The organism is Bacteroidales bacterium (genome assembly GCA_016709865.1).
Classification (GTDB): domain Bacteria; phylum Bacteroidota; class Bacteroidia; order Bacteroidales; family VadinHA17; genus LD21.
The window spans coordinates 197,670-222,164 of sequence record JADJLX010000006.1 but is presented as its reverse complement, the minus strand read 5'-3'; the positions used below and the strand labels follow the sequence as shown (position 1 = coordinate 222,164).

Below are 24,495 nucleotides of genomic sequence, written 5' to 3'. Positions count from 1 at the left end.
GCAAATGGCAATAAGGGACGAAATAGTATGGCGCAGTGGCATTGTATATTTTGCAATAGCCATTCTTGCTGCTGCATTACTTGTCCGGATCCTTATTCTTCAGACTGTTCAGCGCGGTAAATGGACTGATATGGGTGAAAAATATGTCTATAAAACCGCTGAAGTTCCTGCAAACAGAGGCGATATTCTGACAAATGACGGACGCCTTTTGGCAAGCTCCGTGCCATATTACACAATTTACATGGATACCAGAAGTACCGGTATGTCAGGCGCTACATGGTCGAACGGGATTAACGGTCTTTCTGCCGGACTGGCAAGACTTGTCGGCGAAAGATCAGCTGCCGGCTGGAAATCGGCAATAACTGAGGCCAGAAGAAAAGGTGACAGGTATTTTCTTATTAAAAGAAGAGTCGATTACGAGACTCTTAAAAAACTCAAGGAACTGCCCATTTTCAGGGAGGGTCAGTATAAGGGCGGAATGGTGGCACAGGCTGAGAACAGGAGAGTACTCCCAAACAGCGACATGGCAGCCCGTACAATAGGATATCTTAATCTCGGGAGCGAAGGGAATGAGGTAGGAATTGAAGGTGCATTCGATCAGGTACTGGCAGGTAAAAATGGTGTTGCGGTAAAACAGCGCCTTACAGGCGGCGACTGGATAACAGTTGATGGTCCCAACAGTGTGGATTCGCGTGACGGCAATGATGTAATTACGACTCTTGATATTGATCTGCAGGACGTTGCAACAACAGCATTGCTCAATCAATTACGGAAACACGATGCTGATCATGGCTGCGCAGTACTGATGGAGGTGGAGACTGGCGATGTTAAAGCTATTGCCAATCTCGAACTCGGAAGCGACGGTGGTTACCATGAGACCTATAATTATGCTGTTGGCGAGAGTACCGAACCCGGATCAACTTTCAAACTGCCTGCCCTGATGGCCGCACTCGAAGACGGTGTTATAGATACCGGCGATATTGTAGATACAGGTAACGGGAAAGTAAAATTTTACAATAAGATAATAAGGGATACAAAAGAGGAAGGTTACGGCAAAATCACAGTAAAAGAGGTATTTGAAAAATCCTCTAACGTGGGTACCTCCAAGATAATAAATGAAGCTTATAAGGACAAGCCGAAAGAGTTTGTAAACAGGCTTTATGCGATGAAGCTTAACGAGAAGCTTGATTTGCAGATCAGGGGTGAAGGTGCTCCGCTGATAAGATACCCGGGCGATAAGCTGTGGTCAGGGCTTTCACTTCCGATGATGTCGCATGGCTATGAGGTGCAGATGACACCTTTGCAGATCCTTGCATTTTATAATGCCGTTGCTAATGATGGCCGTATGATGCGTCCCCGGTTTGTGACTGCTGTATTGAGAAACGGAACAGTAATAAAGAGCTATGAACCTGAGGTGATTATCAACTCAATAGCTTCAAGATCAACAATAAGAAAAGCCAAAAGTATGATGGAAGGTGTAGTACAGCATGGTACAGCCACTAACCTGAAAAACTCTAATTATCAGATTGCCGGTAAAACAGGAACTGCACAGATTGCCAAGGATAAATCGGGTTACAGACAGGGCTCACGAATTTCATATCAGGCTTCATTTGTTGGTTATTTCCCTGCACAGAATCCTCTGTATTCCTGCATTGTGGTAGTGAATGCCCCTTCAAACGGTGTTTATTACGGCAACCTGGTTGCAGGTGCTGTTTTTAAGGAGATTTCAGACAAAGTATATGCAACAAGCTTCTTCAGGGATTATACGGCTGAGAAGGTTGATGATAAAAAGCTTACTGCTCCGGAAGCAGGTAACGGTTTAAGAAAAGATATCGATGAGGTACTTAGTAATCTGGATGTCAGATACAGAAGAACATCCGATAACGACTGGGTTGCAACACGCGAAAGCGGTGATACAATAAGGCTGGCTGATGTTAAAGTGCAGGAAGGACTTGTTCCTGATGTAAGAGGCATGAGTCTGAGGGATGCAATATTCCTGCTTGAAAACTCCGGACTAAGAGTAAAATACAGTGGTAAGGGAAGAGTCAGAAGTCAGTCACCGGCACATGGCGCAAGATATTATGAGGGTTCAACGGTTTCACTTGAAATGAATATGTAGCAATGATCAGGATTGAAGAAATATTAAAAGGTGTTGATGTAATCAGTGTAACGGGAGACCTGGGCAGTCCCGTCTCAGGTATTGAATTTGACTCAAGAAATGTTACTCCAGGTACTCTTTTTGTCGCGGTGAGGGGTCAGAAATCTGATGGCCACGAATTTATTGAGTCCACAATTAAATCGGGTGCTGCTGCCATCATTTGTGAGATAGTTCCCTCTAATCATGATAAAAAGATCTGCTGGATTAAAGTGGCTGACTCTGCAAAAGCTCTCGGAGTGGCAGCTTCAAATTTCTATGGTAATCCATCGTCTTCTCTTAAACTTGTTGGTGTAACCGGAACTAACGGCAAAACAACAATCGCAACTCTGCTTTACAGAATGTTTATCGGTCTGGGATATAAATGCGGGCTCTTTTCAACAGTTTGTAATTATATAAACGGAAAGGAACTTCCTGCAACTCACACTACTCCCGATCCTGTTCAGCTAAACAGAATTTTATCAGAAATGGTTAGTGAAGGGTGCGACTATGCATTCATGGAGGTAAGCTCACACTCGGCAGATCAGAAGCGGATAGCCGGACTGAATTTCGATGGGGCGATCTTCACAAACCTTACACACGATCATCTCGATTATCATAAAACTTTCGACAACTACCTGGCAGCAAAGAAGAGTTTCTTTGATTCATTATCTGCGGGGGCATTTGCCCTGGTAAATGCTGATGACAGAAACGGAAGGGTGATGCTTCAAAACTGCAAGGCCCGGCCTTATACATTCTCTGTCAGAGGAATGGCAGATTACAGGTGCGGCATTATTGAACAGAGCTTTGAAGGTATGGGTTTGAGGATCCAGGGTGAAGAAGTCTGGACAAGGTTTATAGGTGACTTCAATGCATCCAACCTGTTGGCAGTATATGCAGCATCTGAACTTCTGGGCGCCTCTAAAAAGGAGATCCTTACAATTTTAAGCGATCTGCGCTCTGTTGCAGGAAGGCTGGAGGTTGTTAAATCAGAGAATGGGATCTCAGGACTTGTTGATTATGCACACACACCGGATGCTCTTCTGAATGTAATTGATACAATAAACAAGATCAGAGAAGGTGGTGTTCAGCTTATTACGGTGGTTGGTGCCGGCGGAGACAGGGATAAGACCAAGCGGCCAAAAATGGCAGCAATATCTGCCGAAGGCAGCAATAAAGTTATTCTCACATCTGATAATCCGAGAACAGAAGATCCTGAGATGATTCTTAACGATATGGAGGCTGGTATAACGCCGGACCTGAAAAGAAAAACACTTCGAATTGCAGACAGGCGTGAAGCTATCAGAACAGCCGTGATGCTGGCAGAAAAGGGCGATGTAATACTTGTTGCAGGTAAAGGTCATGAAACCTACCAGGAAGTAATGGGTGTGAAACATCACTTCGACGACAGGGAGGAACTAAGAAACGCATTATTACTGAAGTAAAAGAATAGAAGATGCTATATTATTTATTTCAATGGCTTGATAAACTGAATGTTCCCGGGGCGGGTATGTTTACATATATCTCCTTCAGGTCAGCTATGGCTATCATAACTTCCCTCATTATATCATTATTAATCGGAAAAAGAATTATCCTTCTGCTTCAGAAGAAGCAGGTAGGTGAAGTTGTGAGGGATCTTGGCCTCGAAGGGCAATACCAGAAAAAAGGTACTCCTTCAATGGGAGGAATAATTATTCTTGCTTCAATTATTATTCCTACCCTGCTTTTCGCGAGGCTTGACAACGTGTATGTGATCCTTATGCTGCTGACGACAGTATGGTTAGGGTTGATTGGATTTCTTGATGATTATATCAAAATATTCAAAAAGAACAAAGAGGGACTTGCCGGAAAATTCAAGGTGATAGGTCAGGTTGGTCTTGGATTGATTGTAGGAGTTACACTGTTTCTCAGCGATGATGTAATAATTATGGAGAAGGTAAAAGTCTCCGATCTGACTTCAAGGGAGAAGACTGAACTTCTTGATCCGGGCGCATCTTTTGCCTCACAGCAGGAAGTCTCGATGGAAAGAAAGTCAACCAAAACCACAATCCCTTTCATTAAAAACAATGAATTCGATTACTCATGGCTTGTTGGATTTATTAAGGAGGAAAGTCGTCAGCCATGGACCTGGCTTGTATTTGTAATTATTGTAATATTCATTCTTACATCTGTTTCCAACGGGGCTAATCTTACCGACGGTCTCGATGGTCTTGCCACAGGTACATCTGCAATTGTGGGAGTAGCACTGGCAATTCTGGCTTATGTCTCCAGTAACGTTATCTATGCCAGTTATCTTAAAATAATGTATATACCGGGCTCTGAAGAGCTTGTAATATTTGCAGCAGCATTTATCGGAGCTACAATCGGCTTCCTCTGGTATAATTCATTTCCTGCCCAAGTATTTATGGGAGATACCGGTAGTCTTGCTCTGGGAGGCATAATTGCGGTATTTGCGATCATAATCAGAAAGGAACTTTTAATTCCAATTCTGTGCGGAATATTTCTGGCAGAAAACCTTTCGGTTATGATTCAGGTGGCATGGTTTAAGCGAACTAAAAAGAAATATGGTGTTGGGAGAAGGGTGTTTCTTATGGCTCCGCTCCATCATCACTATCAGAAAAAAGGTTTTCCCGAACCGAAGATTGTCACACGGTTCTGGATAGTTGCAATAATACTTGCAGTATTAAGTATTGTGACACTTAAGATCAGGTAATGAAATGAAGAAGATTGTAATTCTTGGGGCGGGAGAGAGCGGAGCAGGATCAGCAGTTCTGGCAAAAAAGCATGGATTTGACGTGTTTGTTTCCGATATGGGCGAGATCAAGGAAAAATACAGGGAGATTCTAAGGAGTAACAATATCGACTGGGAAGAAGGGAAACACAGTGAGTCAGTTATACTCTCAGCCGACGAGGTTATTAAAAGTCCCGGAATTCCTGATAAGGCTCCTTTAATTGTCCGACTTCATGAAAAAGGTATACCTGTCATTTCTGAGATTGAGTTTGCAGGGCGCTATTGCAAAGGGATAAAGATTTGTATAACAGGAAGTAACGGAAAGACAACAGTTACGAACCTTATTGCACATATTCTGAAAAAAGCAGGAAAGAATGTGGCTATGACAGGCAATGTAGGAAGCAGTTTTGCAATGGCTGTTGCGGAAGGAGATTATGATTATTATGTGATAGAGCTTAGTAGTTTTCAGCTTGATGGCATGTACGAATTTAAAGCTGATATAGCTGTGCTGATGAATATTACGCCTGATCATCTTGACAGGTACAATTATAAACTTCAGAATTATGTTGACTCCAAGTTCAGGATAACTCAGAATCAGAAGAAATCTGACTCTCTGATTTACTGGGAAGGCGACCCGATTATCAGGGCCGAACTGGAAAAAAAGCATTTTGAAATGACACTTCTCCCTTTCTCGGATGAGGTTAAGGAAGGAATGGCAGCATACGTGGAAAACAATGATATTATTATCGATTACCCAAATAAAACCAACCTTATGACCATTCACGAACTGGCTCTTAAAGGCCGTCACAACACCTACAACTCAATGGCTGCAGCCATTGCCGGCAAAGTCCTTAATATCCGCAAAGAGGTGATCAGAGAGAGTCTGGCTGATTTCCAGGGCGTTGAACACCGGCTGGAACCGGTAATAACAGTCTGCGGTATAAATTTTATTAATGATTCAAAAGCTACCAATGTAAATTCTGTATGGTATGCTCTTGAATGTATGGAAAATGATATTGTCTGGATTGTCGGAGGGGTTGATAAGGGTAATGACTATTCGGAATTATTTTCGGTTGTGAAGAAGAAGGTGAAAGCTATTGTCTGCATGGGTAAGGACAATAAAAAGATAGTTGAGGCATTTAAGGACAAGGTGGCAACAATAGTTGAAACAGGGTCTATGGAAGAAGCGGTAAGATCATCCTATTACCTTGCTAAAAAGGGAGATACAGTATTATTATCTCCGGCATGTGCAAGCTTTGACCTTTTCAGGAATTATGAAGACAGGGGACGGCAGTTTAAACAGGCAGTAAGAAATCTATAATCTGGTAGTAAAATGCAGCAGGGCTGGTTAACAAAAACATTCAAAGGTGACAAGGCAATTTGGGGTCTTGTGGCTCTTTTTATGATCTATTCCCTCCTTGCAGTTTACAGTTCTTCAGTTGGTGTGGCGTTCAGAAGTTATGGCGGTAACACAACATATTTTCTAAGGACCCAGTTTATCATGCTTGTGCTCAGTCTGGTTATAATTGTTGTGGTCCATTACCTTCCTTACAGAATTTATTTTTCTATGGCAGGCCTCTTTCTGATAGTGGCTGCTGGATTGCTGGTGCTGACCTTTGTTTTTGGATCGAGAGTAAATGAAGCCACACGATGGCTTGTTATCCCGGGCATCGGAATCAGTTTGCAGACATCAGATGTTGCAAAAGTGGCACTCGTGATCTACCTGGCCAGGTCGCTGGCTAAATACCAGAACGAACTGAATGATTTTATGCTTGTTTCAAAATATTTCATGATTCCTGTCGCTGTAATCTGCGGTCTGATAATGCCCGAGAACCTTTCAACAGCAGTGATGATATTCGGCATCAGTATAATAATTCTGTTTATCGGAAGGGTGCCATTTAAGTTTTTGCTTGCTTACATCGGGATTGCAGTGGTTGCAATAGTTCTCTTTGCAATGGTTCTTACAGTTGTGATGAAATCCAACAGGGTGGAAGTATGGAAGAACAGAATCGAGAACTACTTTTCAGGAAAGGAGGATCCGGATGGCGATTACCAGTCGAATCAGGCAAAGATTGCTATTTCAACAGGTGGTCTTTTTGGAAAAGCTCCCGGTAAAAGTACTCAGCGAAACATGCTGCCGCAGTCAAATTCCGACTTCATTTTTGCAATTATAATTGAAGAATACGGTTTGATATTTGGCGCTATCCCGCTAATTCTGGCGTACATGATCTTATTGTTCAGGGGCATTACAATTGCAAAAAAGTGCGAGACTGCTTTCCCGGCCTATATGGTTATGGGATTGATAATTATGATCGTGGTTCAGGCTATTCTTAATATGCTTGTTGCGGTTGGATTATTCCCTGTAACCGGGCAGACTCTGCCAATGGTGAGTTGGGGACGAACCTCTGTTCTGATGATGAGTTTTTCAATTGGCGCTATACTTAGTGTAAGCAGGGTAGTGAATGCAAGAATAAAAAATGAAGAGCTTCCTGAAGAGGAAAAGAATGATGAAGGAGAAAAGATTTATGAATCTGCAAAAGCATCATAGGATAATAATCAGCGGCGGCGGTACCGGAGGACATATCTTCCCGGCTATCTCCATTGCAAACGCTCTCAGGAAAATTGAGCCTGAGATTGAGATCCTTTTTGTTGGTGCAGAAGGTAGAATGGAGATGGAAAAGATTCCCGCTGCAGGATACAGGATTATCGGATTGCCTGTTGCAGGTCTCTACAGAAGTCTTACTCTAAAAAATTTCAAAGTCATTTTGAAGCTTTTTAAGAGCCTTAAAATGGCGAAAAAAGTAATTAAAGAGTTTAAGCCTGATGTTGTTGTCGGGGTTGGAGGGTATGCGAGCGGACCGGTTTTAAGGCAGGCAGGAAAGATGAAGATACCTACACTTATTCAGGAACAGAACAGTTATGCGGGAGTTACAAATAAGATTCTGGCAAAAAAGGCTTCTGTAATCTGTGTAGCTTATGATGAAATGGATAAATATTTCCCAGCAGAAAAAATTATTAAGACCGGGAATCCTGTACGTCAGAATTTTGACAGCCTGAAAGAAATTGAAGATGAAGCTTTGAATTTTTTCAATCTTAAAAAAGGGTTACCTGTTATACTGATTCTTGGAGGCTCGCTTGGAGCTGGTACCATAAACAATGCACTTTCAGATAATCTGGAAAAAATGAAAACGGCTGATTGTCAATGGTTATGGCAGACCGGAAAACATTATTTCGAAAATGTAAAAGCACTTGTTTCGGTTTCCTGTACTAATAATATATCGGTTTATGGATTTATAAATCGTATGGATCTTGCATATGCGGCAGCTGATATCATTGTTTCGAGAGCAGGAGCAGGGACCATTTCAGAACTCTGCCTTGTTGGCAAACCTGTCATTCTGATCCCTTCGCCAAACGTGGCAGAGGATCATCAGACAAAAAATGCCCAGGCACTTTCAAACAGAGAGGCAGCAGTGTTAATACCTGATAATGAGGCTGTAAAAACACTTGTTCGTGAGGCACTTATGCTGGTTTCAGATAAAAGGAAAAGAGAGGCCCTCTCAGCCAATATTGTGAAAATGGCTGACAGGGATGCTGATGTAAGAATAGCAATGGAAGTTATAAAGCTTGCAGGAGAATGATTGATTTCAGAAACATAGAAGGGATTTATTTTGTGGGTATAGGCGGAATCGGAATGAGCGCCCTGGCCCTCTATTTTTCTAAGGGAGGGTATATCATTGCAGGTTATGACAGGAGTGAGAGCAAGATTACTGATTCGCTGAGTGAAACAGGCTGCATTATTTCCTACAGCGATGAAACTGCCTCAATACCCGAACTTTTCAGGAACACTACACTTAAGGATAAGGTGATAATAGTATATACGCCTGCTATTCCTGCAGAGAGCAGGATCCTATCTCATTTCAGGGATAACGGATACAGATTATATAAAAGGTCCGAGATCCTGGGTGAGATCTCTGCGCATACTGATACTCTTGCTGTTGCCGGCACTCATGGCAAGACAACCGTATCCACAATGACTGCCCATCTGCTTAAACAGTCGGCGGTGGATTGTTCCGCTTTTCTTGGAGGGATATCAAAGAATTACGGATCAAATCTTTTGTTGGGTGAAAGCAGATACACTGTTATGGAGGCCGATGAATTCGACAGATCATTTCATCGTCTGACTCCCCTTATGGCCGTTGTCACCTCGCTCGATGCAGATCATCTTGATATCTATGGTACCCGTGAAAACATGGTAGAGGCATACAACATTTTCTGTTCAAAAGTCAGGAAAGGGGGCACGCTCATAGTTAACAGTAAGATAAGGAAAGAGATTACTGTGCCTGATGGTGTCAGTTGTTTTACATACGGACTCGATAAAAACTGTGACTTCAGGGCAACTGATATTGAGCAAACAGAAGAGTATTACAGATTCAATATTAAAACACCGGAAACAGTTATAAATGATATTCATTTTGCTTTCCCCGGCATAATAAACATTGAAAATTTTATTGCCGCAATAGCAATAGCACTTAAATGCGGAGTCACAGAATCTGAGATCAGAAAAGCGGTACTTCTTTTTCAGGGTGTAAAAAGAAGATTTGATATCAGGATAAACACTAAGGGACTTACCTATATTGATGATTATGCCCACCATCCTGAAGAAATCAGGGCTTGCATCAATTCAGTAAAGGAATACTTCAAAGGAAGAAGGATCACCGGAATTTTTCAGCCACACCTTTTCTCAAGGACGCAGGACCATGCTGAAGGTTTTGCAGCAATACTTGATGTACTTGATGAGACAATATTGCTTCCGATATACCCTGCCCGGGAGAAACCGATCCCCGGTGTTTCGTCAGAAATGATTTTAAACAAAATGAAATCGGGGAATAAGAGACTATTGTCAAAAACTGATATCCCCGGGAAGCTTGATGTTAACCAACTTGATGTACTGATTACTATTGGTGCCGGTGATATAGATGCCCTTGTAAAACCAATTGAGGATAAGATAAGAAAGGAGAGAGCGTGCTGAGAAAGATTTTTAAAATATTGCTTATCATCCCGCTGTTGTATCTGATTATAACTCCGGTTTACCTTGCCAGTTCTGTTAATTCGGTACGTTGCGGTAAAATATCTATTGACATTAAGGATTCTTCAGATTATCATTTCGTTACAAAGAAGCAACTATTAAGTCTTGTTTATAGTGCTACTGGTAAAATCCTCGGGCAACCGGTTAAGGATCTGTCGGTCAACGAAATTGAAGATAAGATAAATGACCTCCGCGAACTGAAGGTAGCAGAAGTCTATACAACTGTCGATGGTACAATGCATGTTTATGTTGATCAGCGCGATCCTATAATGAGAGTCATGCCCGACGGCGGCGGAGATTTTTTTGTCGACAGGGAAGGTGTTGTCATACGGAAAAGGAATCTTTATACTCCTCGGCTTCATGTTGTCGGAGGGAATATTAATATCAGTGCAGCAATGCTCAATGGGGTAAGTGTTCTCGATACCAGTATTAAGAACTCAATACTGAAAGATATTTATTACCTCGTTGAATATATAAAGGATGAAAGCTTCTGGTCGGCACAAATCGATCAGATCTATGTTGACAATAATGATGAGATCGACCTGATTCCGCGTGTTGGCAACCAGCTTATTCACCTTGGAACAACAGAAAACCTTGAAGGAAAACTGCGCAATCTGGCAGCATTTTACGACAAAGTACTTCCTGAAGTTGGGTGGAACAAATATTCGCTTATTAACCTTGAATTTAAAGATCAGATAGTTTGTAAAAAGAGATAATCAGAAACAACCATATTTATGAATAAAAAGGAACAGTATGTAGCAGCAATCGACATAGGAACCACAAAAATTGTGGCAATTGTCGGTAAGAAAAACGAGAATGGGAAAATCGAAATTCTTGGACTCAGCAAAGCTCTTTCCAAAGGAGTAAAGCGGGGCGTTGTTCTTAATATTGAAGAGACCGTAACCGCTATCCAGACAACTGTGGACGATGTACAAAAACGTTCAGGTATAATGTTCTCAGAGGTCTTTGTAGGTATTGCCGGACAGCACATAAAAAGCATGAAGAACCGAGGGTATATTACCCGTGATAACTATGATGATGAGATCCAGAAGGAGGAAGTCTTCAGGCTGATCGAAGACATGCATAAGATTCATATCGATATCGGCGAAGAGATTATTCATGTCATTCCTCAGAATTTCATAGTTGATAATGAGACCGGTGTAAAGAGTCCAATAGGAATGTGCGGAAGGAGACTTGAAGCTAATTTCCACATTGTGATCGGTCAGGTTGCAGCTGCCAAAAACATCGAGAAGTGTATCCGTAAGGTAAACCTTACTGTTAAGGATATGATACTTGAGCCGCTGGCTTCATCCGATGCTGTGCTCACAGAGGACGAAAAAGAAGCAGGGGTGGTGCTTGTTGATATCGGCGGCGGAACAACTGATGTTGCCGTTTACTACGATAATATTATAAGGCATACAGCTGTGATTCCTTTTGGCGGAAATGTTGTAACAAAGGATATCAAGGAAGGTTGCGCAATCCTTCAGCGCCATGCGGAACAGCTTAAGATACAGTATGGCTCAGCTCTTGGTGACATTGCTCCTGATGATAAGGTTGTTTCTATACCCGGGATAAGCGGCAGGGAGCCAAAAGAGATCTCATTCAAGAGCCTGGCTTATATCATCCAGTCGAGAATGGAAGAGATAATCGATGCTGTAAATTTCGAAATTCAGAATTCAGGCTATGCAGATAAACTGGCTGCCGGAGTTGTTGTAACCGGTGGTGGTGCAATGCTGAAGCATCTTCCTCAGCTGATGAAATTCAAAACAGCGATGGATGTCAGGATAGGCTTGCCAAACGAGCATCTTGCCGGCAGTGCCAGGAATGAGATTAACCAGCCAATGTACGCAACAAGCGTTGGTCTTATTATGCGTGGCTTTGAATATCTTGAGACATATAAGAAAACATTCAATGCGGGCAGTGCTGAAGAGTATTCAAAACCAAAGGTCGCTGAACAGGTAAAACATGTGGAAGCAGTGGTGAAAGAGGAGGAAGAAGAAACAGTAGATTCATTCACATCCCCGGAACCCGAAGAGGATAAAATTCCTTTGACTGAAAAGATTAAGAGTATGCTCTCAAAAATGTTTGAGGTTGAAGATCAGCCAATTAAATAATTAAAAATCAAAGCTATGTCAGACGATATAATGAACTTTGATCTGCCTGTAGAGAGATCGTCGATTATTAAAGTTCTCGGAATTGGTGGCGGCGGCAATAATGCTGTTAACCACATGTTTGAGAAAGGGATCAGGGATGTGAACTTTGTGGTTTGCAATACCGATCATCAGGCACTTACAAAGAGTCAGGTACCTATTAAGGTTCAGATCGGCGAGTCACTCACCGAAGGCAGGGGGGCCGGCAGCAAACCGGAGGTCGGACGGCAGGCAGCCATCGAAAATATCGATGATGTTATGGATGCCTTATCAGGTAATACCAAGATGGTTTTTATTACCACTGGTATGGGCGGAGGTACAGGAACCGGAGCTACACCGGTGATTGCCAAAGCCTGTAAGGATGCAGGATTACTTACAATTGCTGTTGTAACTATCCCTTTTAAATCCGAAGGTAAGGTACGTATCCGTCAGGCTATCGATGGTGTTACTGAGCTGAAAGACCATGTTGACTCGCTGCTCGTGATTAATAATGAGAAGCTCAGAGAGATCTACGGTAATCAGCCTGTATCGACAGCTTTTGCAAAAGCAGACGATATACTTACAACAGCAGTGAAAGGAATTGCTGAGATTATCACTGTGACCGGCTATATAAATGTTGATTTTGCCGATGTTGAGACAGTAATGAAAAACTCGGGTGTATCCATTATGGGAATGGGTAAAGCGTCGGGCGAAAACAGGGCAATAAAGGCAATAGAGAATGCTCTTTCTTCTCCATTACTTAACTCAAATGATGTAACCGGAGCCAACAGTATACTTATAAATATTTCTTCAGGAACAGGTGAGCATGAACTGACAATGGATGAGCTTGGAGAGATAACAGATTATATGTATGAGGCAGCATCGGATGATGCTTTAATTATACGTGGTCTTTCAAAGGATGATACTCTCAATGAGGAGATCAGTGTGACTGTTATTGCTACCGGATTTGAATCGAACAGTATTTTTCAGCCCTATAAACCCAAGAAACCATCGAAGGTCGAACTTCTTTCTAATAAGAATGCAATTCCAAGCCGCATCATACCTGAAACAGGGAATGATGTCTTTTCTGTTCATGAGAAAGGAAAGAAGTCTATTATTACCGATTTCGAGGAAGAGCAGGGGATGCTGGATTTCAATCTTGAACAAAGTGAGAACTTCAATGAATCGAATCGTCAGAGAAATCAGGATTATGAGGATTCGGGAGAAAAGCCTGAAGCTACACTGAGGAAGGTGAAACATATACAGAACATGCTCAAGAAGGAGGGACTATCGAATAAAACGATGAAAGAGAATATCGACACTTTCGAAGATGTACCGGCATATGTAAGGCGTAATATGGCAATTGGCGGCGGCGATAGCGCTGCAGAAAGCAAGACATCCAAATTCACTTTAACTTCGGGAGATAACGACGAGCCTGTTCTTCGTGAGAACAACGCATACCTGAATGATAATGTAGATTAGGATTTTTTTTAACCACAAAGTACACAAAGGTATCACAAAGGACGCAAAGGGATAATTTATGACAGTTCTCTTTGTGCCCTTCGTGTTAATCCTTCGTGACCTTTGTGGTTAATGGATTTCTATTTTCTATATTTGCGGCTGATGATAAGATTCACCTTTATAGTACTGTTTCTCTTTTTATCCTCTGGCATTTTTGCGCAGAAGCAGGATACTGTAAAACATAAGATTATAAAGCAATGGTCACTCTCCCGGGATTTTTCTGAAGAAGTAGCCCTCCCATTTGATACTGTCTTTTCATTCTTCCATCGATTCAGGACAGCCGACAGGTTCTCTCCGGTAAATGCTACTCTTGGCAACTACGGACTGCCATTCTATCAGTTCAGTTTTTTTGACCGGGTTACCGATCCTGACAGATTTCTTACAAGCAATTATTACCCTTTCCTGTTTCTTCCTGAACGGGCTGTTTTTATGAATACACAGAAGCCTTTCAGTGAGCTTGTGTGGAGTTTCGCAGGGCCGCGTGAGACTTCAGAACAGACTTTCAGGATACGGCATTCGCAGAATGTAAACCGTTTTCTGAACTTCGGACTAATCTATGATATTATTTATAGTCTGGGTCAGTATAATTACCAGAGAGCAGAAAATAAGGACTTTACCTTCTTCTCCTCTTACACCGGAGATAGATACAAACTCTATTTCTCAGCCGGAGTGAATAATCTGGTTTCATACGAGAACGGAGGCATAACAGACGTTAAGGAACTGGAAAAAGAGAATACCAAGACCAGGGAAGTGCCTGTAAATCTGGGAGCACTTAACAAAGCAACCAGTTTCCTTAAGAACAGAAACCTGCTGCTTGTTCAGCGTTATACGATTGGCAGTAAACCTGTTAATAAAGCAGATACCATTCCTCAGGAAAAAACAGGCTTACTGGGTTTGAGCGGAACGTTTTCACATATTTTCACTCTCGAATCAAACAAGAGAACTTACTCTGATAACTCACCCGGATCAGGCTTCTATGATACTATTTACATTAATAAAAAAGTAACATTCGACTCACTTTATTCAAGAAGTGTAATGAATACACTCAGGTTCGATTTTACCACAAGTGAAGCACGTAAATTCAGGCTTGGAGGTGGTGTTGGCATCAGAAATGAGATGTTTAAGTACAGCCAGATCGTTCCCATGAAGGATTCTTTACTGAAAGGTGATACTGTTGTCTGGAACAGAAGTAATAATGTCCTTGTTGGCAGATTGTATAATAATATTGGTGATAATTTCCGCTGGCTGGCAACCGGGGAACTTTTCCTTACCGGATACAGGTCAGGTGATGTGATACTAAATGGTGAAATTTCAAAATCGTTCGATTGGAAAAAAGGTCGCGCCGTGTGGCTTATTACCGGCGGACTTTTGACCAGACAGCCTTCGTTCTGGTATGAGAACTGGGGTAGTAATCACTTTAAATGGTCTAACAATCTGGATAAAGAAATCCGTGCGGACATTGGTACAAGATTCTCATATCCTGCCCGGAAAGCTGAACTCAAATTCAATTATGCCATAATTGATAACTACACCGATTTCGGTCCTGATGCCACTCCGTCCCAACACTCGGGAGGTATCTCAATAGCAGCAGTTACCCTGAGCAAAGATCTGCACCTATGGAAGTTCCACCTGGCTACAGACCTGATACTTCAGAAAAGCAGCAATCCTGAAATTATCGATTTGCCTCTTGCAACAACCCGGTCAGCTGCTTACTTCGAGCATCTATTCAGATTTGAATCTACAAACGGAAGGCTGAATCTGCAGGTCGGAGCCGATGCAACATATAATACAATGTATCATCCTTATGCCTACATGCCAGCTATCGGCAGGTTCTACAGGCAGGATCAGATAAGTACAGGAAACTACCCGTTTGTAAATCTCTTCCTTAACTTTAAAGTTAAGAGGACAAGGGTCTTTGTAATGCTCGATCATATGAACGCAAAACTCATGGGTTACAAGTATGATATGATCCCCTCTTATCCCATGAATGTCAGGATGTTCCGTTACGGTCTTGCCTGGACATTTTATGATTAAAAAAATTGTTGTATCTTTGCACCCATTTTAAAAAAGCAAGTGTTTAACTAATACAACACCTTTGATAAAAAAGTTCTTCATTCTATTTCTTTTACTTGGAACAGTTTTAACATCATGTTCCTACCTGAATCCAGGCTCAGAAACCAACACTGCCAGATATAACTCTTTCGATCTTGATTCGATAAGGAGCAGAGGTAAGTTAATCGCAGTAACTGATTTTAATTCAACTAATTACTTCATTTACAAGGGCGAGCCAATGGGGTTTAATTACGAGTTGCTTAAGTCATTCTCTGATAATATTGGTATTGATCTTGAGATTATTTCTGAAAACCAGCTCGATAATGCTTTTGAGTTGCTAAATACAGGAAAAGCAGATCTTGTCGCAACTGGTCTTACAGTTAATTCCTCAAGGAAAAAAGATATCCTTTTTACTGAGCCCATTGATGAAACAAGACAAGTACTTGTACAGCGAAAACCGCGTAACTGGCGCTCATTGACTGCTGATGCCGTTGACAAAAAGCTTATCAGGAACCAGCTGGGTCTGGCCAGGAAAACGATCTATGTACAGGCAGGCTCTTCACATGTTGAGCGTCTGGAGACTCTGGCATCCGAACTTGGTGATTCTATTAACATTATTGAAGTACCTTTTGATTCTGAAAAGCTGATCAGGAACGTGGCTGAGGGATTGATTGACTATACAGTATGTGACGAGAATATAGCCATGGTTAATGCCACCTACTATCGCGATATAGACATAGCAACTCCTGTCAGTTTCCCTCAGAATCTGGCCTGGGGAGTAAGAAAAGAGAACTCTGAAAAGCTTCTGCATGAGCTTAATCACTGGATCACCTCATACAAGAAGACGGGATCATATGCTCTTCTTTATGCAAAGTATTTCAGGAACTCCCGGTCGAGTATGATTGTCAGGAGCGATTATTATGCTTTAAGTACAGGGAAGGTCTCGCGTTACGACGACATGATAAAGAAGTACAGCGGCCGTATAGACTGGGATTGGCGTCTTCTTGCCTCTCTCATCTGTCAGGAATCACGTTTCGATCCCGATGTTGAGTCGGGTGCCGGTGCAATCGGACTTATGCAGATAATGCCTTTAACAGGTGAGAATTTCGGTATTGATATAACCGCTTCACCTGAAAGCAATATGAAGGCAGGTATAGAATATATAAACTGGCTGCATTCCATTTTCGATTCAAAAATACCGGACGAGAAAGAAAGGATAAATTTCATACTGGCTGCATATAATGCTGGTCCGGGACATGTTCTTGATGCGATGAAGCTTGCTGAGAAGCATGGTATGGATCCGCATAAGTGGGATGGCAATGTTGCTGTCTGGCTTTTGAAGAAATCAGAGCCGAAATATTTTAATGATGAGGTCGTCAAAAACGGATATTTCAGGGGAACTGAATCTGTTGCCTTTGTCTCACAGGTGATAAACCGCTATGAGCATTACAAGAACATTATCCCTGAGGAAAAAATAAAATAAGTTTCCGGCAGATCATTTGGGACTAAAGTCCCTTTTGTCAGAGACTCCTTAAACCGTTGGCTGAAGCCAACAGCAATTTATTCATATGATTCAGATTGATAATAAGGGAATCAGGCAATTCTCTTTCATAATATTACCCAATATTAAATGAATTCTCTTATGTGTCCAGATTGCCGTTGGCTTCAGCCAAAGGTCAGCAATTTATTTATATGATTTAGATTGATATTAAGGGAATTAGACAATTCCTTATTATAAGATTTTCAAATAATATAAGAATTTTCTTATGTGTCCAAATTGCCTTGGCTTCAGCCAACGGTTCAAAGTATATGAAAATAAGGGCTTTAGCACAACATGATTTTTCCATTTTTTATAATAACTAGCAACTCATTAAGTATCATTGCAGTTGCACCCCATATCACATGTCCGTCATAATCAAAGTACTTTACATTGATCATTTCATGTCTTATTTCAAAGGGTTTTGTCTTTATAATTGAAGGCTCGAGAAATCTTTTGAGTTCAGCATTTATGAGGAAGACTACCTCTTCGGGTTGATGGTTAAAGTCTGGTTTCTTATCTTTCCAGGCAACCACGGGAGTAACAATCATATTACTTACAGGTATGAAAAGAGGAGTAAGTGTACCCAATACACTTATTCCTTCCGGGTCAACACCTGTCTCTTCCACAGCTTCGCGGAGTGCGGTTTGTATAATGTCTTTATCAGCCTCCTCCTTTTTTCCTCCGGGGAAACTTATCTGTCCGCCATGAACCCCGTCATAATTATGTCGTTGCATGAACACTGTATGCACAGAGCCTTTATCAGGATAAAGCAGAATAAGTACCGCGGCAACACGTGCATCTGGTCCCGGGACTCTTGGGAAATTCTGTATCATTCTGTCTGAAGAGGCCATTTCCCATTGCACTTCTGTGCCGGGAAGCTTCTTCGTTAGCTCATGTTTCAATATTTCAGGAAACTTACTCATATCTCAATGCCTCCACCGGATTTCTTGTTGCAGCGCGCCAGCTCTGCCAGTTTACAGTTATAAGCGCTATTAATGTGGCAAACAGGCCTGCAACGATAAATATCCACCAGCTGAGTTCAGTTTTGTACACAAAATTCTGCAGCCAGTTATTCATAATGACCCAAGATACCGGTGCAGCAATAATAAAAGCAACAACTACCCATTTTATGAATTCCTTATTCAGGAGTAATAGTATTTCGGAATTCTTTGCTCCGGCAACCCTTCTGATTCCTATCTCCTTTGTTCTGCGATCAATTGAAAAGATGGCCATTCCAAGGATTCCAAGTACAGAAATTACAATTGCCAGAATAGAAAAAGCGATTGTAATGTTTCTAAGTCTTGTTTCTGCACTATATTTTTCTTCAAGCAGGTCGTCAAAAAAGCGATACAAAAACTCTCTGTCATCCCTGTGTTTCTTATATATCTTCCTGATATAATCAAGAGTCTCGGAAATTTTGCCGGATCGATCCTAACATTCATTGTTTGAATTGTCTCCGGATTATTTGTTATTACTAAAGGACCAATAGGGTAATGCAATGGTCTGTAATGAAAATCTTTCACAACTCCCACAATCACATTATTTCCCAGCCTCTGGCCTATAGGATCATCAAATCCGAGCATCTTTTCTGCAGTTTCGTTTATAACCATCGGAATTGACACAGTATAATCTAATCCAGCTTTTCTAAGTTTACCGGACTTTTCCATTTCAGCCCAGTAGGCGCTGTTATCCATCTGGAGGAACTGCCCCTTTTTAACTTCCAACCCGTATGTTTTTGCAAAATCCTCATCTGCCCAAAAGAGATTTGCCTGTATAGTATCTGTACGACCCTGACTATTAAGTGGTATACCCTGTCTCCAAGCAAAATCTACAGGAGCTGTTACACTGGCAGAAACACTTAGTATTTGTGGGTTTTGTAAAAGTTCTTCTTTAAAGTGTTTATTCCCATACCATAATCCGGTTGGTATAACAACAATATTCTTCTCAACAATTCCAAGGTCTTTATTATGAATATAGTTCAGTTGCTTAATAAAAATCAGTGTTGCTAAAATAAAGAAGATTGCAATTGAGAACTGAACTGTGACTAATATCCTGATAAAGTTACTTCTTGACCCGGATATTGATCCACCTCTGAAAATGCCTATAGGATTAAACGATGACAAATATAATGAAGGATAGATACCTGAAATAATACCTACAAGGAATGTCAGAAGAAAAAGGTTCATAACAAGTGCAGGGGAAAGATTAAGTGTCAGTGTTTTTAATGATAAGGTATTAAAAAGTGGAAGCAAAAGCCATACAATAAAAAGAGCAACAAATGCTGCTGCAAAGGTCTGCATCACTGATTCTGCCATAAATTGACTTATTATACTAATTCTGCTCCCCCCGGTTACTTTTCTTATCCCGATCTCAATAGATCGTTCCGAAGAACGGGCAATTGAGATTGCAGAAAAGTTAAGAGCTGCCATGAGAATTATTATAATTGCAAGTCCTGAAAAAATCCAGACATATTTGGCGTTGCCAGGATTCTTACTGTAATAATCTTCCGGATAATCAGAATAAAGATGTATATCTGCCAGGGGCTGAAACATTAGCTTGTCGGTAATTTTGTTGTACCTGCCAATGTGATTTGTTATCTCAGAAAGGAAATGTTCATCTATTTGGGCATCCTTATTCAGTTTGATATAAACCCTTGTAAATCCTTTATCTCCCCAGTTATTTGAGTACACAGAGTATCTGCTCTTCTGTTCAGATAACATGAAACCGAAATCAATATGGCTCTGCTCAGGAATTCTTACTACGCCTCCAACTGTATAGACTTCTTTTGTGTATTTATCACTAATCAGGACTTTCCCAATTGCAGGCTGGTCACCGAAGATTTTTCTGGCAATTTTCTCAGAAAGGACAATATTGTCAGGTTTTGTGAAGGCCGATTCGGCAGATCCTTCTGTAAACATAAATCCCTCGAATATCTTAAAAAAGTCCTCTGATGTCCAGCACATTCTTGCTTCAATTTTTGTTTCGCCTGATTCCTGTTTAAGAGGAGAGTCTTCAGAACTGTAACTGATATAAGTCGCATATTCGATCTGAGGATAATCCATTTTCATAGTTTTGGCAAGAGGCCGATAGCAATATGGGGATTTTACAATCTGATCCCCTTGTTTAGACAGAGTCAGGACCCGGTAAATCCGCTGATAATCAGGGTGAAATTTTTCATAACTCAGCTCATTATAAACCCAGATATAAATAAGAAGACTGGCTGCAATACCGAAGGTGAATCCTGTGAAGGTTATTATTGAATAGACTGGTTTCCTTTTGTGGTTGCGAAGTGTAGTATTGATTAAGCGGTTCATATCTAAAGACCTTATTAATTGTATTTTAAGTAACCACGGACTTAAGACCGTGGTTACCAGATGCCTTTAATCCAGGGCTTTAACCCAAAAGGTTTTTAATATTCATTTGATTATCATTAGTATATCTTCCGATTCTGAAACTGAGGCGGCTAGTTTTTCAAGTTCCATTTTCTTATGCTCCGGAGCCGATGACTGACGATATTCCTTTGATTTGATCCGCCTTTTTATGTCTTTCCCCTTGAGCGATACAAGAATTTCCCCGTTTTTGCTGATTGAATAAAATGCCGGCCAGACCGGAACTCCGCCATCAATATTGTTGTCGAGTATCTCAGGAGCATAGTTAAAAGGATCTCCTTTTATAACCTTTAATATTCCCGACTCTTTGTAAAATATTGCATAATAAATCTTGACTGTTTTATTCTTTCTGGTGTTTGGACAATCATAATCATCTTTGGTAAATGTCATGAATATATGTTTTCTGGTTTCAGCCCAATCACTAGGGATTATTTTGTCTGTTAGTTTGAAATCGGGATCAACTCCCTGTTTTTTAGTAACTTTGTAGCTTCCAAGGTTGAGTATATAAACCGGTGTCATCCTGTTTGGAGGAGTTATCCGGAATACGGTATCATTAAAGGCGGGCCTTACATAAAGATATCCATTTTCTTCGTATTGACTTCCTCCGTCTGTGCCTCTCATCAGTGATTTTGTGTAGTTCACAAGTTTCTCCCTTCGGGTGAATTCTGAAAGCGTATCACCCTGATAGTTAATGACAACCAGCATGTTTTTATCATCATGGACAGGATATATATATGTGTCAGCATCTAATAACTGCACAGCAGGGTCATAATAGAATGCTTCAGGGTTTCCGCTGAACATTCCCTGGTGCTTTCGCGGAGGGGGAGGAACAGTATTTCCGTGATTAAGATCAATTGAGACATTTCCGAGACCGGAAATCCTGTCAGGATTCTCAGGATCGAACTTGTAGTCAGGAGTTAACTGGGTTGATGAGCAGTCATATTCCATAATGTAATTCTGTCCTGTGATATTGCTGCTGTAATTATAAAACAACTTGTTGCCATCAACTCTTGTAACGCTCCTTCCTCCCTTCAGAGTATAATCAAACCAGAATTTTAGCTGTTCGGAAGTAACTTCAACCCCTGTCATTTCATTCTTAACAATCTGCCGGATGTATCTTCCATCTTTTGCATAGAGGTGAATGCCATAGAGGTTATTTGCAACAATAAAATTATCCATAATGTTGTATCTGAACTTCAGGTCGCTGGGAATTGTCGTATCAGGAATCGGAGCCATGCGAACATATTCGATGCTGGTGCCTATGTCGGAAAGTTTTAAATCTGCAAAATTCTCAAGGTTGCCTGCAATATCGATCCTGACAGGAGGTGACGAAGGATCCACTGAACGGTCTTCTGATCTTTTAAATCCACCTGAAATTCCACTTACCCTGCTGTTCATTCTTCCGGCCCTTTTTGTACTATCGTCAATGGCTCTTAGCCTCTCTTCCTTTTTCATTTTATCAGACAAAACCCGTTCATCAGTTTTCAACTTGTTCCGGTGACAGGCAAACCCAAATAAAAGCAGAATCAGAAAAGTTGTTTTAAGAATGTTTTTCATTTTCCAATTACCAAATTATCTCATTTCCAAATATTATTCGTATCGCAATGCCTCCACCGGATTTCTAGTTGCTGCGCGCCAGCTCTGCCAGCTGACTGTTAATATAACTATTCCTATTGTAACAATACCTGAAAGAGCAAATATCCACCAGCTGAATTCTGTTTTATAGGCGAAATTCTGAAGCCATTTATTCATAATATACCAGCCTAAAGGAAAAGCCAGCAGAAATGAAATGGCTAACCATTTCGTAATATCTTTATTAAGCAACATTAATATTTCTTTTATTGTGGCTCCATTTATTTTACGGATTCCAATCTCCTTGGTTCGTCGGTGACTGGTCTGATAAGATACTGCAAACAACCCTATCATTGAGAGAAACAGACTTATTCCGGAACAAGCTCCTATCAGTCGGATGTAGTTCTTATTTTCCTGATGAAGAACCTCGTAGCGGTCTCCTATTGTTTCAATGTTTACCGGGTAATCAGGAATGATTTTTTTCCAGATCTGACTTATTGTTTCTCTGGCCTGAACCTCCTGATTGTCCAGAGCTTTAACCATCAGGTGAGTGCCATTTTCCGAGTAGGAGATAAACGCAGGCTCAATCAGAGATTTCAGACTGGAATAATTGAAGTCCTTTACAATGCCAATTATTATCTGATCTTCCATTCCCGGAATACCTTTGCCTATTAGACCCTGGTCACTAAATAGTGCTGCAAAGGATTGATTAACAAGACATTTTTTATTATTCAATGTAAGGTCTTCTGAAAATCCTTCTCCTTTTATAAGTTCGAGTCCAAGTGTACTTAAATAATTTGCATCACCTGTGAAACCAGCCGGGGAATACTGTTTTTCAACACCATCCTGATTATACTTTAGCAACAGCAGAAAATGTTCAAGCAGCGGAGATGCACTCACAACTGAGACTTTTTGTATTGAACTGTTTTTTAATAATTCTTCTTTAAAAACTGAAACCTTACTTGTATTCGGTCCTGACAATTTAACTTCAATTACATTTCTGTCCAGGCCAATTGGTTTATCTGAAATGAATTTTATTTGTTTGGTTATAACGATTGAACATATGATAAGAACTATAGAACTTGAGAGTTGGAAAATATTAAATGCAGGCAGTTGTATGCGTTTAATAGTATGGTGGTTCCCGGGTTTTAATAAATTCGTATCTATAGTAGATTGAATTCTTAACAGAATGAAAATCAGTGTAAGAAAGACAAGAAATATCAATATCATTATCAGAACAGGGAGTTGTTCTATCCGGAATATAAATTTCTCGGACAAATTGCTTCCGGTCAATTCATTGAAAAACGGCAGAAGCTCCTGTATAATAAAGAGGCTTATAACAAATGAAACGCCAAGAACGATTACGTTTTCTAAAATAAAGTCGAAAATTAGCCCTGCTTTTGACCCTCCATTTATTCTTCTTATAATATAATCTTTTTGTTTTTCGACAAGTTTATTATTTAATAATCCCAGGTAATTAAAGGAGGCTATACCTATTATCATCAGTGCAATTACAAGTGCTATCCAGATATCTTTCTTATTCCTGTTTGCCTCAATTGCAGATGCTCTGGCCTGGTCGAAATATGCATCAAGGAAAGGCTCCAAATAGTATGTGTTGGGTGTTCCGGTATTTATTACCGGAATTGAAGCATTATTTTCTGAGAATAGTTTTTCAACATCTTCTTTTACATCTGGAGAGGTTAGCCTTAAATAACACCGGCTATCGGTATCTTCTGTCATTCGAACCATATCGAAAACAATCTGGGTATTCGCGATTGGTTTTTCAAAAATCCCGGTTACGATCATAGTCTCTACCTTATCCTGCCTGACAAGTTTAATGACCTCTCCAACAGCATCATCTTTTCCAAAGTATTTTTTAGCCAGATCAGATGAGATGACAATATTATCTGAAGCCTGTAAGACTGACTGAGGATTATTAGTCAGAAGCTTATATGAAAAGAAACTGAAAAAATTTTCAGATGCTGATAAAATAGCCGGGATATCTGAGTATTCCTCATTCCCGGCAATTATTTTCAAGGCACCACCTTGCTTTAATCGGCAAAATTCCTCAACCTGCGAAAAATTGTTTTTAATGTATTCAGCAGAACCTTTTTTACAGAAATACATTTTTCCCCCCGGAACCCATGGATCATCACTTTTCAGCGCATAGATCCTCTCCTTGTTATTTTGAAAAGAATCTGTTTCCAATTCCCGGTTAATGAACATAAAAAGCAGGTTAAAGCAAGCAAGCCCTAATGCAAGACTAATTATTATTACAGTACTGTTGAGGGGATTTCTTATGTAGCTTCTGATTATTGGGCTTAACTTCATTTTTATTGTT

General features: G+C 40.7%; 17 protein-coding genes. 12 read left to right on the top strand and 5 right to left on the bottom strand.

Annotated elements, in window-relative coordinates; genetic code table 11:
* Positions 1–4: 4 nt before the first annotated feature.
* The 12 genes from IPJ16_17335 (at position 5) to IPJ16_17280 (ending at position 17,136) form a co-directional block, all read left to right on the top strand.
* Complete coding sequence (locus IPJ16_17335) at positions 5–2,119, top strand: transpeptidase family protein (protein ID MBK7628931.1); 2,115 nt, start codon at positions 5–7, stop codon at positions 2,117–2,119.
* 2 nt (positions 2,120–2,121) lie between these two features.
* On the top strand, positions 2,122–3,579 hold the full coding sequence (locus IPJ16_17330) for a UDP-N-acetylmuramoyl-L-alanyl-D-glutamate--2,6-diaminopimelate ligase (GenBank protein MBK7628930.1): 1,458 nt from the start codon (positions 2,122–2,124) through the stop codon (positions 3,577–3,579).
* 11 nt (positions 3,580–3,590) lie between these two features.
* On the top strand, positions 3,591–4,847 hold the full coding sequence (locus IPJ16_17325) for a phospho-N-acetylmuramoyl-pentapeptide-transferase (GenBank protein ID MBK7628929.1): 1,257 nt from the start codon (positions 3,591–3,593) through the stop codon (positions 4,845–4,847).
* A 4-nt stretch (positions 4,848–4,851) separates the two neighbouring features.
* A complete protein-coding gene (gene murD, locus IPJ16_17320; protein ID MBK7628928.1) occupies positions 4,852–6,186 on the top strand; it encodes a UDP-N-acetylmuramoyl-L-alanine--D-glutamate ligase in 1,335 nt (444 codons plus the stop codon).
* 12 nt (positions 6,187–6,198) lie between these two features.
* Entirely contained in the window at positions 6,199–7,413 is a 1,215-nt protein-coding gene (locus IPJ16_17315; GenBank protein ID MBK7628927.1) for an FtsW/RodA/SpoVE family cell cycle protein, read from the top strand.
* Positions 7,397–8,503: an undecaprenyldiphospho-muramoylpentapeptide beta-N-acetylglucosaminyltransferase gene (gene murG, locus IPJ16_17310; GenBank protein ID MBK7628926.1), complete on the top strand. Its 1,107-nt coding sequence runs from the start codon at positions 7,397–7,399 to the stop codon at positions 8,501–8,503. Before IPJ16_17315 ends, murG begins: the two co-directional genes overlap by 17 nt.
* Positions 8,500–9,894 carry a UDP-N-acetylmuramate--L-alanine ligase gene (locus IPJ16_17305; GenBank protein MBK7628925.1) on the top strand — a complete coding sequence of 465 codons (1,395 nt, stop codon included), beginning with the start codon at positions 8,500–8,502 and terminating at the stop codon, positions 9,892–9,894. Before murG ends, IPJ16_17305 begins: the two co-directional genes overlap by 4 nt.
* Entirely contained in the window at positions 9,888–10,667 is a 780-nt protein-coding gene (locus IPJ16_17300; protein MBK7628924.1) for a cell division protein FtsQ/DivIB, read from the top strand. The genes IPJ16_17305 and IPJ16_17300 overlap by 7 nt, the downstream gene beginning before the upstream one ends.
* 18 nt (positions 10,668–10,685) lie before the next feature.
* Positions 10,686–12,065 carry a cell division protein FtsA gene (gene ftsA, locus IPJ16_17295; GenBank protein ID MBK7628923.1) on the top strand — a complete coding sequence of 460 codons (1,380 nt, stop codon included), beginning with the start codon at positions 10,686–10,688 and terminating at the stop codon, positions 12,063–12,065.
* 15 nt (positions 12,066–12,080) lie between these two features.
* On the top strand, positions 12,081–13,562 hold the full coding sequence (ftsZ, locus tag IPJ16_17290; protein MBK7628922.1) for a cell division protein FtsZ: 1,482 nt from the start codon (positions 12,081–12,083) through the stop codon (positions 13,560–13,562).
* Positions 13,563–13,703: 141 nt separating this feature from the next.
* Positions 13,704–15,635, top strand: coding sequence for a putative porin (locus IPJ16_17285; protein MBK7628921.1), 1,932 nt, complete (start codon positions 13,704–13,706; stop codon positions 15,633–15,635).
* A 61-nt stretch (positions 15,636–15,696) separates the two neighbouring features.
* On the top strand, positions 15,697–17,136 hold the full coding sequence (locus IPJ16_17280; protein MBK7628920.1) for a transporter substrate-binding domain-containing protein: 1,440 nt from the start codon (positions 15,697–15,699) through the stop codon (positions 17,134–17,136).
* Between the two features lie 341 nt (positions 17,137–17,477).
* On the opposite strand, the gene IPJ16_17275 is transcribed toward IPJ16_17280, so the two are convergent.
* From IPJ16_17275 to IPJ16_17255, 5 genes are all read right to left on the bottom strand, one after another.
* Positions 17,478–18,116 (bottom strand): CoA pyrophosphatase, encoded by a 639-nt coding sequence (locus IPJ16_17275; protein MBK7628919.1) that lies wholly within the window; start codon positions 18,114–18,116, stop codon positions 17,478–17,480.
* Positions 18,109–18,426 (bottom strand): FtsX-like permease family protein, encoded by a 318-nt coding sequence (locus IPJ16_17270; GenBank protein MBK7628918.1) that lies wholly within the window; start codon positions 18,424–18,426, stop codon positions 18,109–18,111. Before IPJ16_17270 ends, IPJ16_17275 begins: the two co-directional genes overlap by 8 nt.
* A 23-nt stretch (positions 18,427–18,449) precedes the next feature.
* Complete coding sequence (locus IPJ16_17265) at positions 18,450–20,507, bottom strand: ABC transporter permease (GenBank protein ID MBK7628917.1); 2,058 nt, start codon at positions 20,505–20,507, stop codon at positions 18,450–18,452.
* 102 nt (positions 20,508–20,609) lie between these two features.
* Positions 20,610–22,139: a DUF4933 domain-containing protein gene (locus tag IPJ16_17260; GenBank protein MBK7628916.1), complete on the bottom strand. Its 1,530-nt coding sequence runs from the start codon at positions 22,137–22,139 to the stop codon at positions 20,610–20,612.
* 33 nt (positions 22,140–22,172) lie between these two features.
* Positions 22,173–24,485 (bottom strand): ABC transporter permease, encoded by a 2,313-nt coding sequence (locus IPJ16_17255; protein ID MBK7628915.1) that lies wholly within the window; start codon positions 24,483–24,485, stop codon positions 22,173–22,175.
* Between the last annotated feature and the right edge of the window lie 10 nt (positions 24,486–24,495).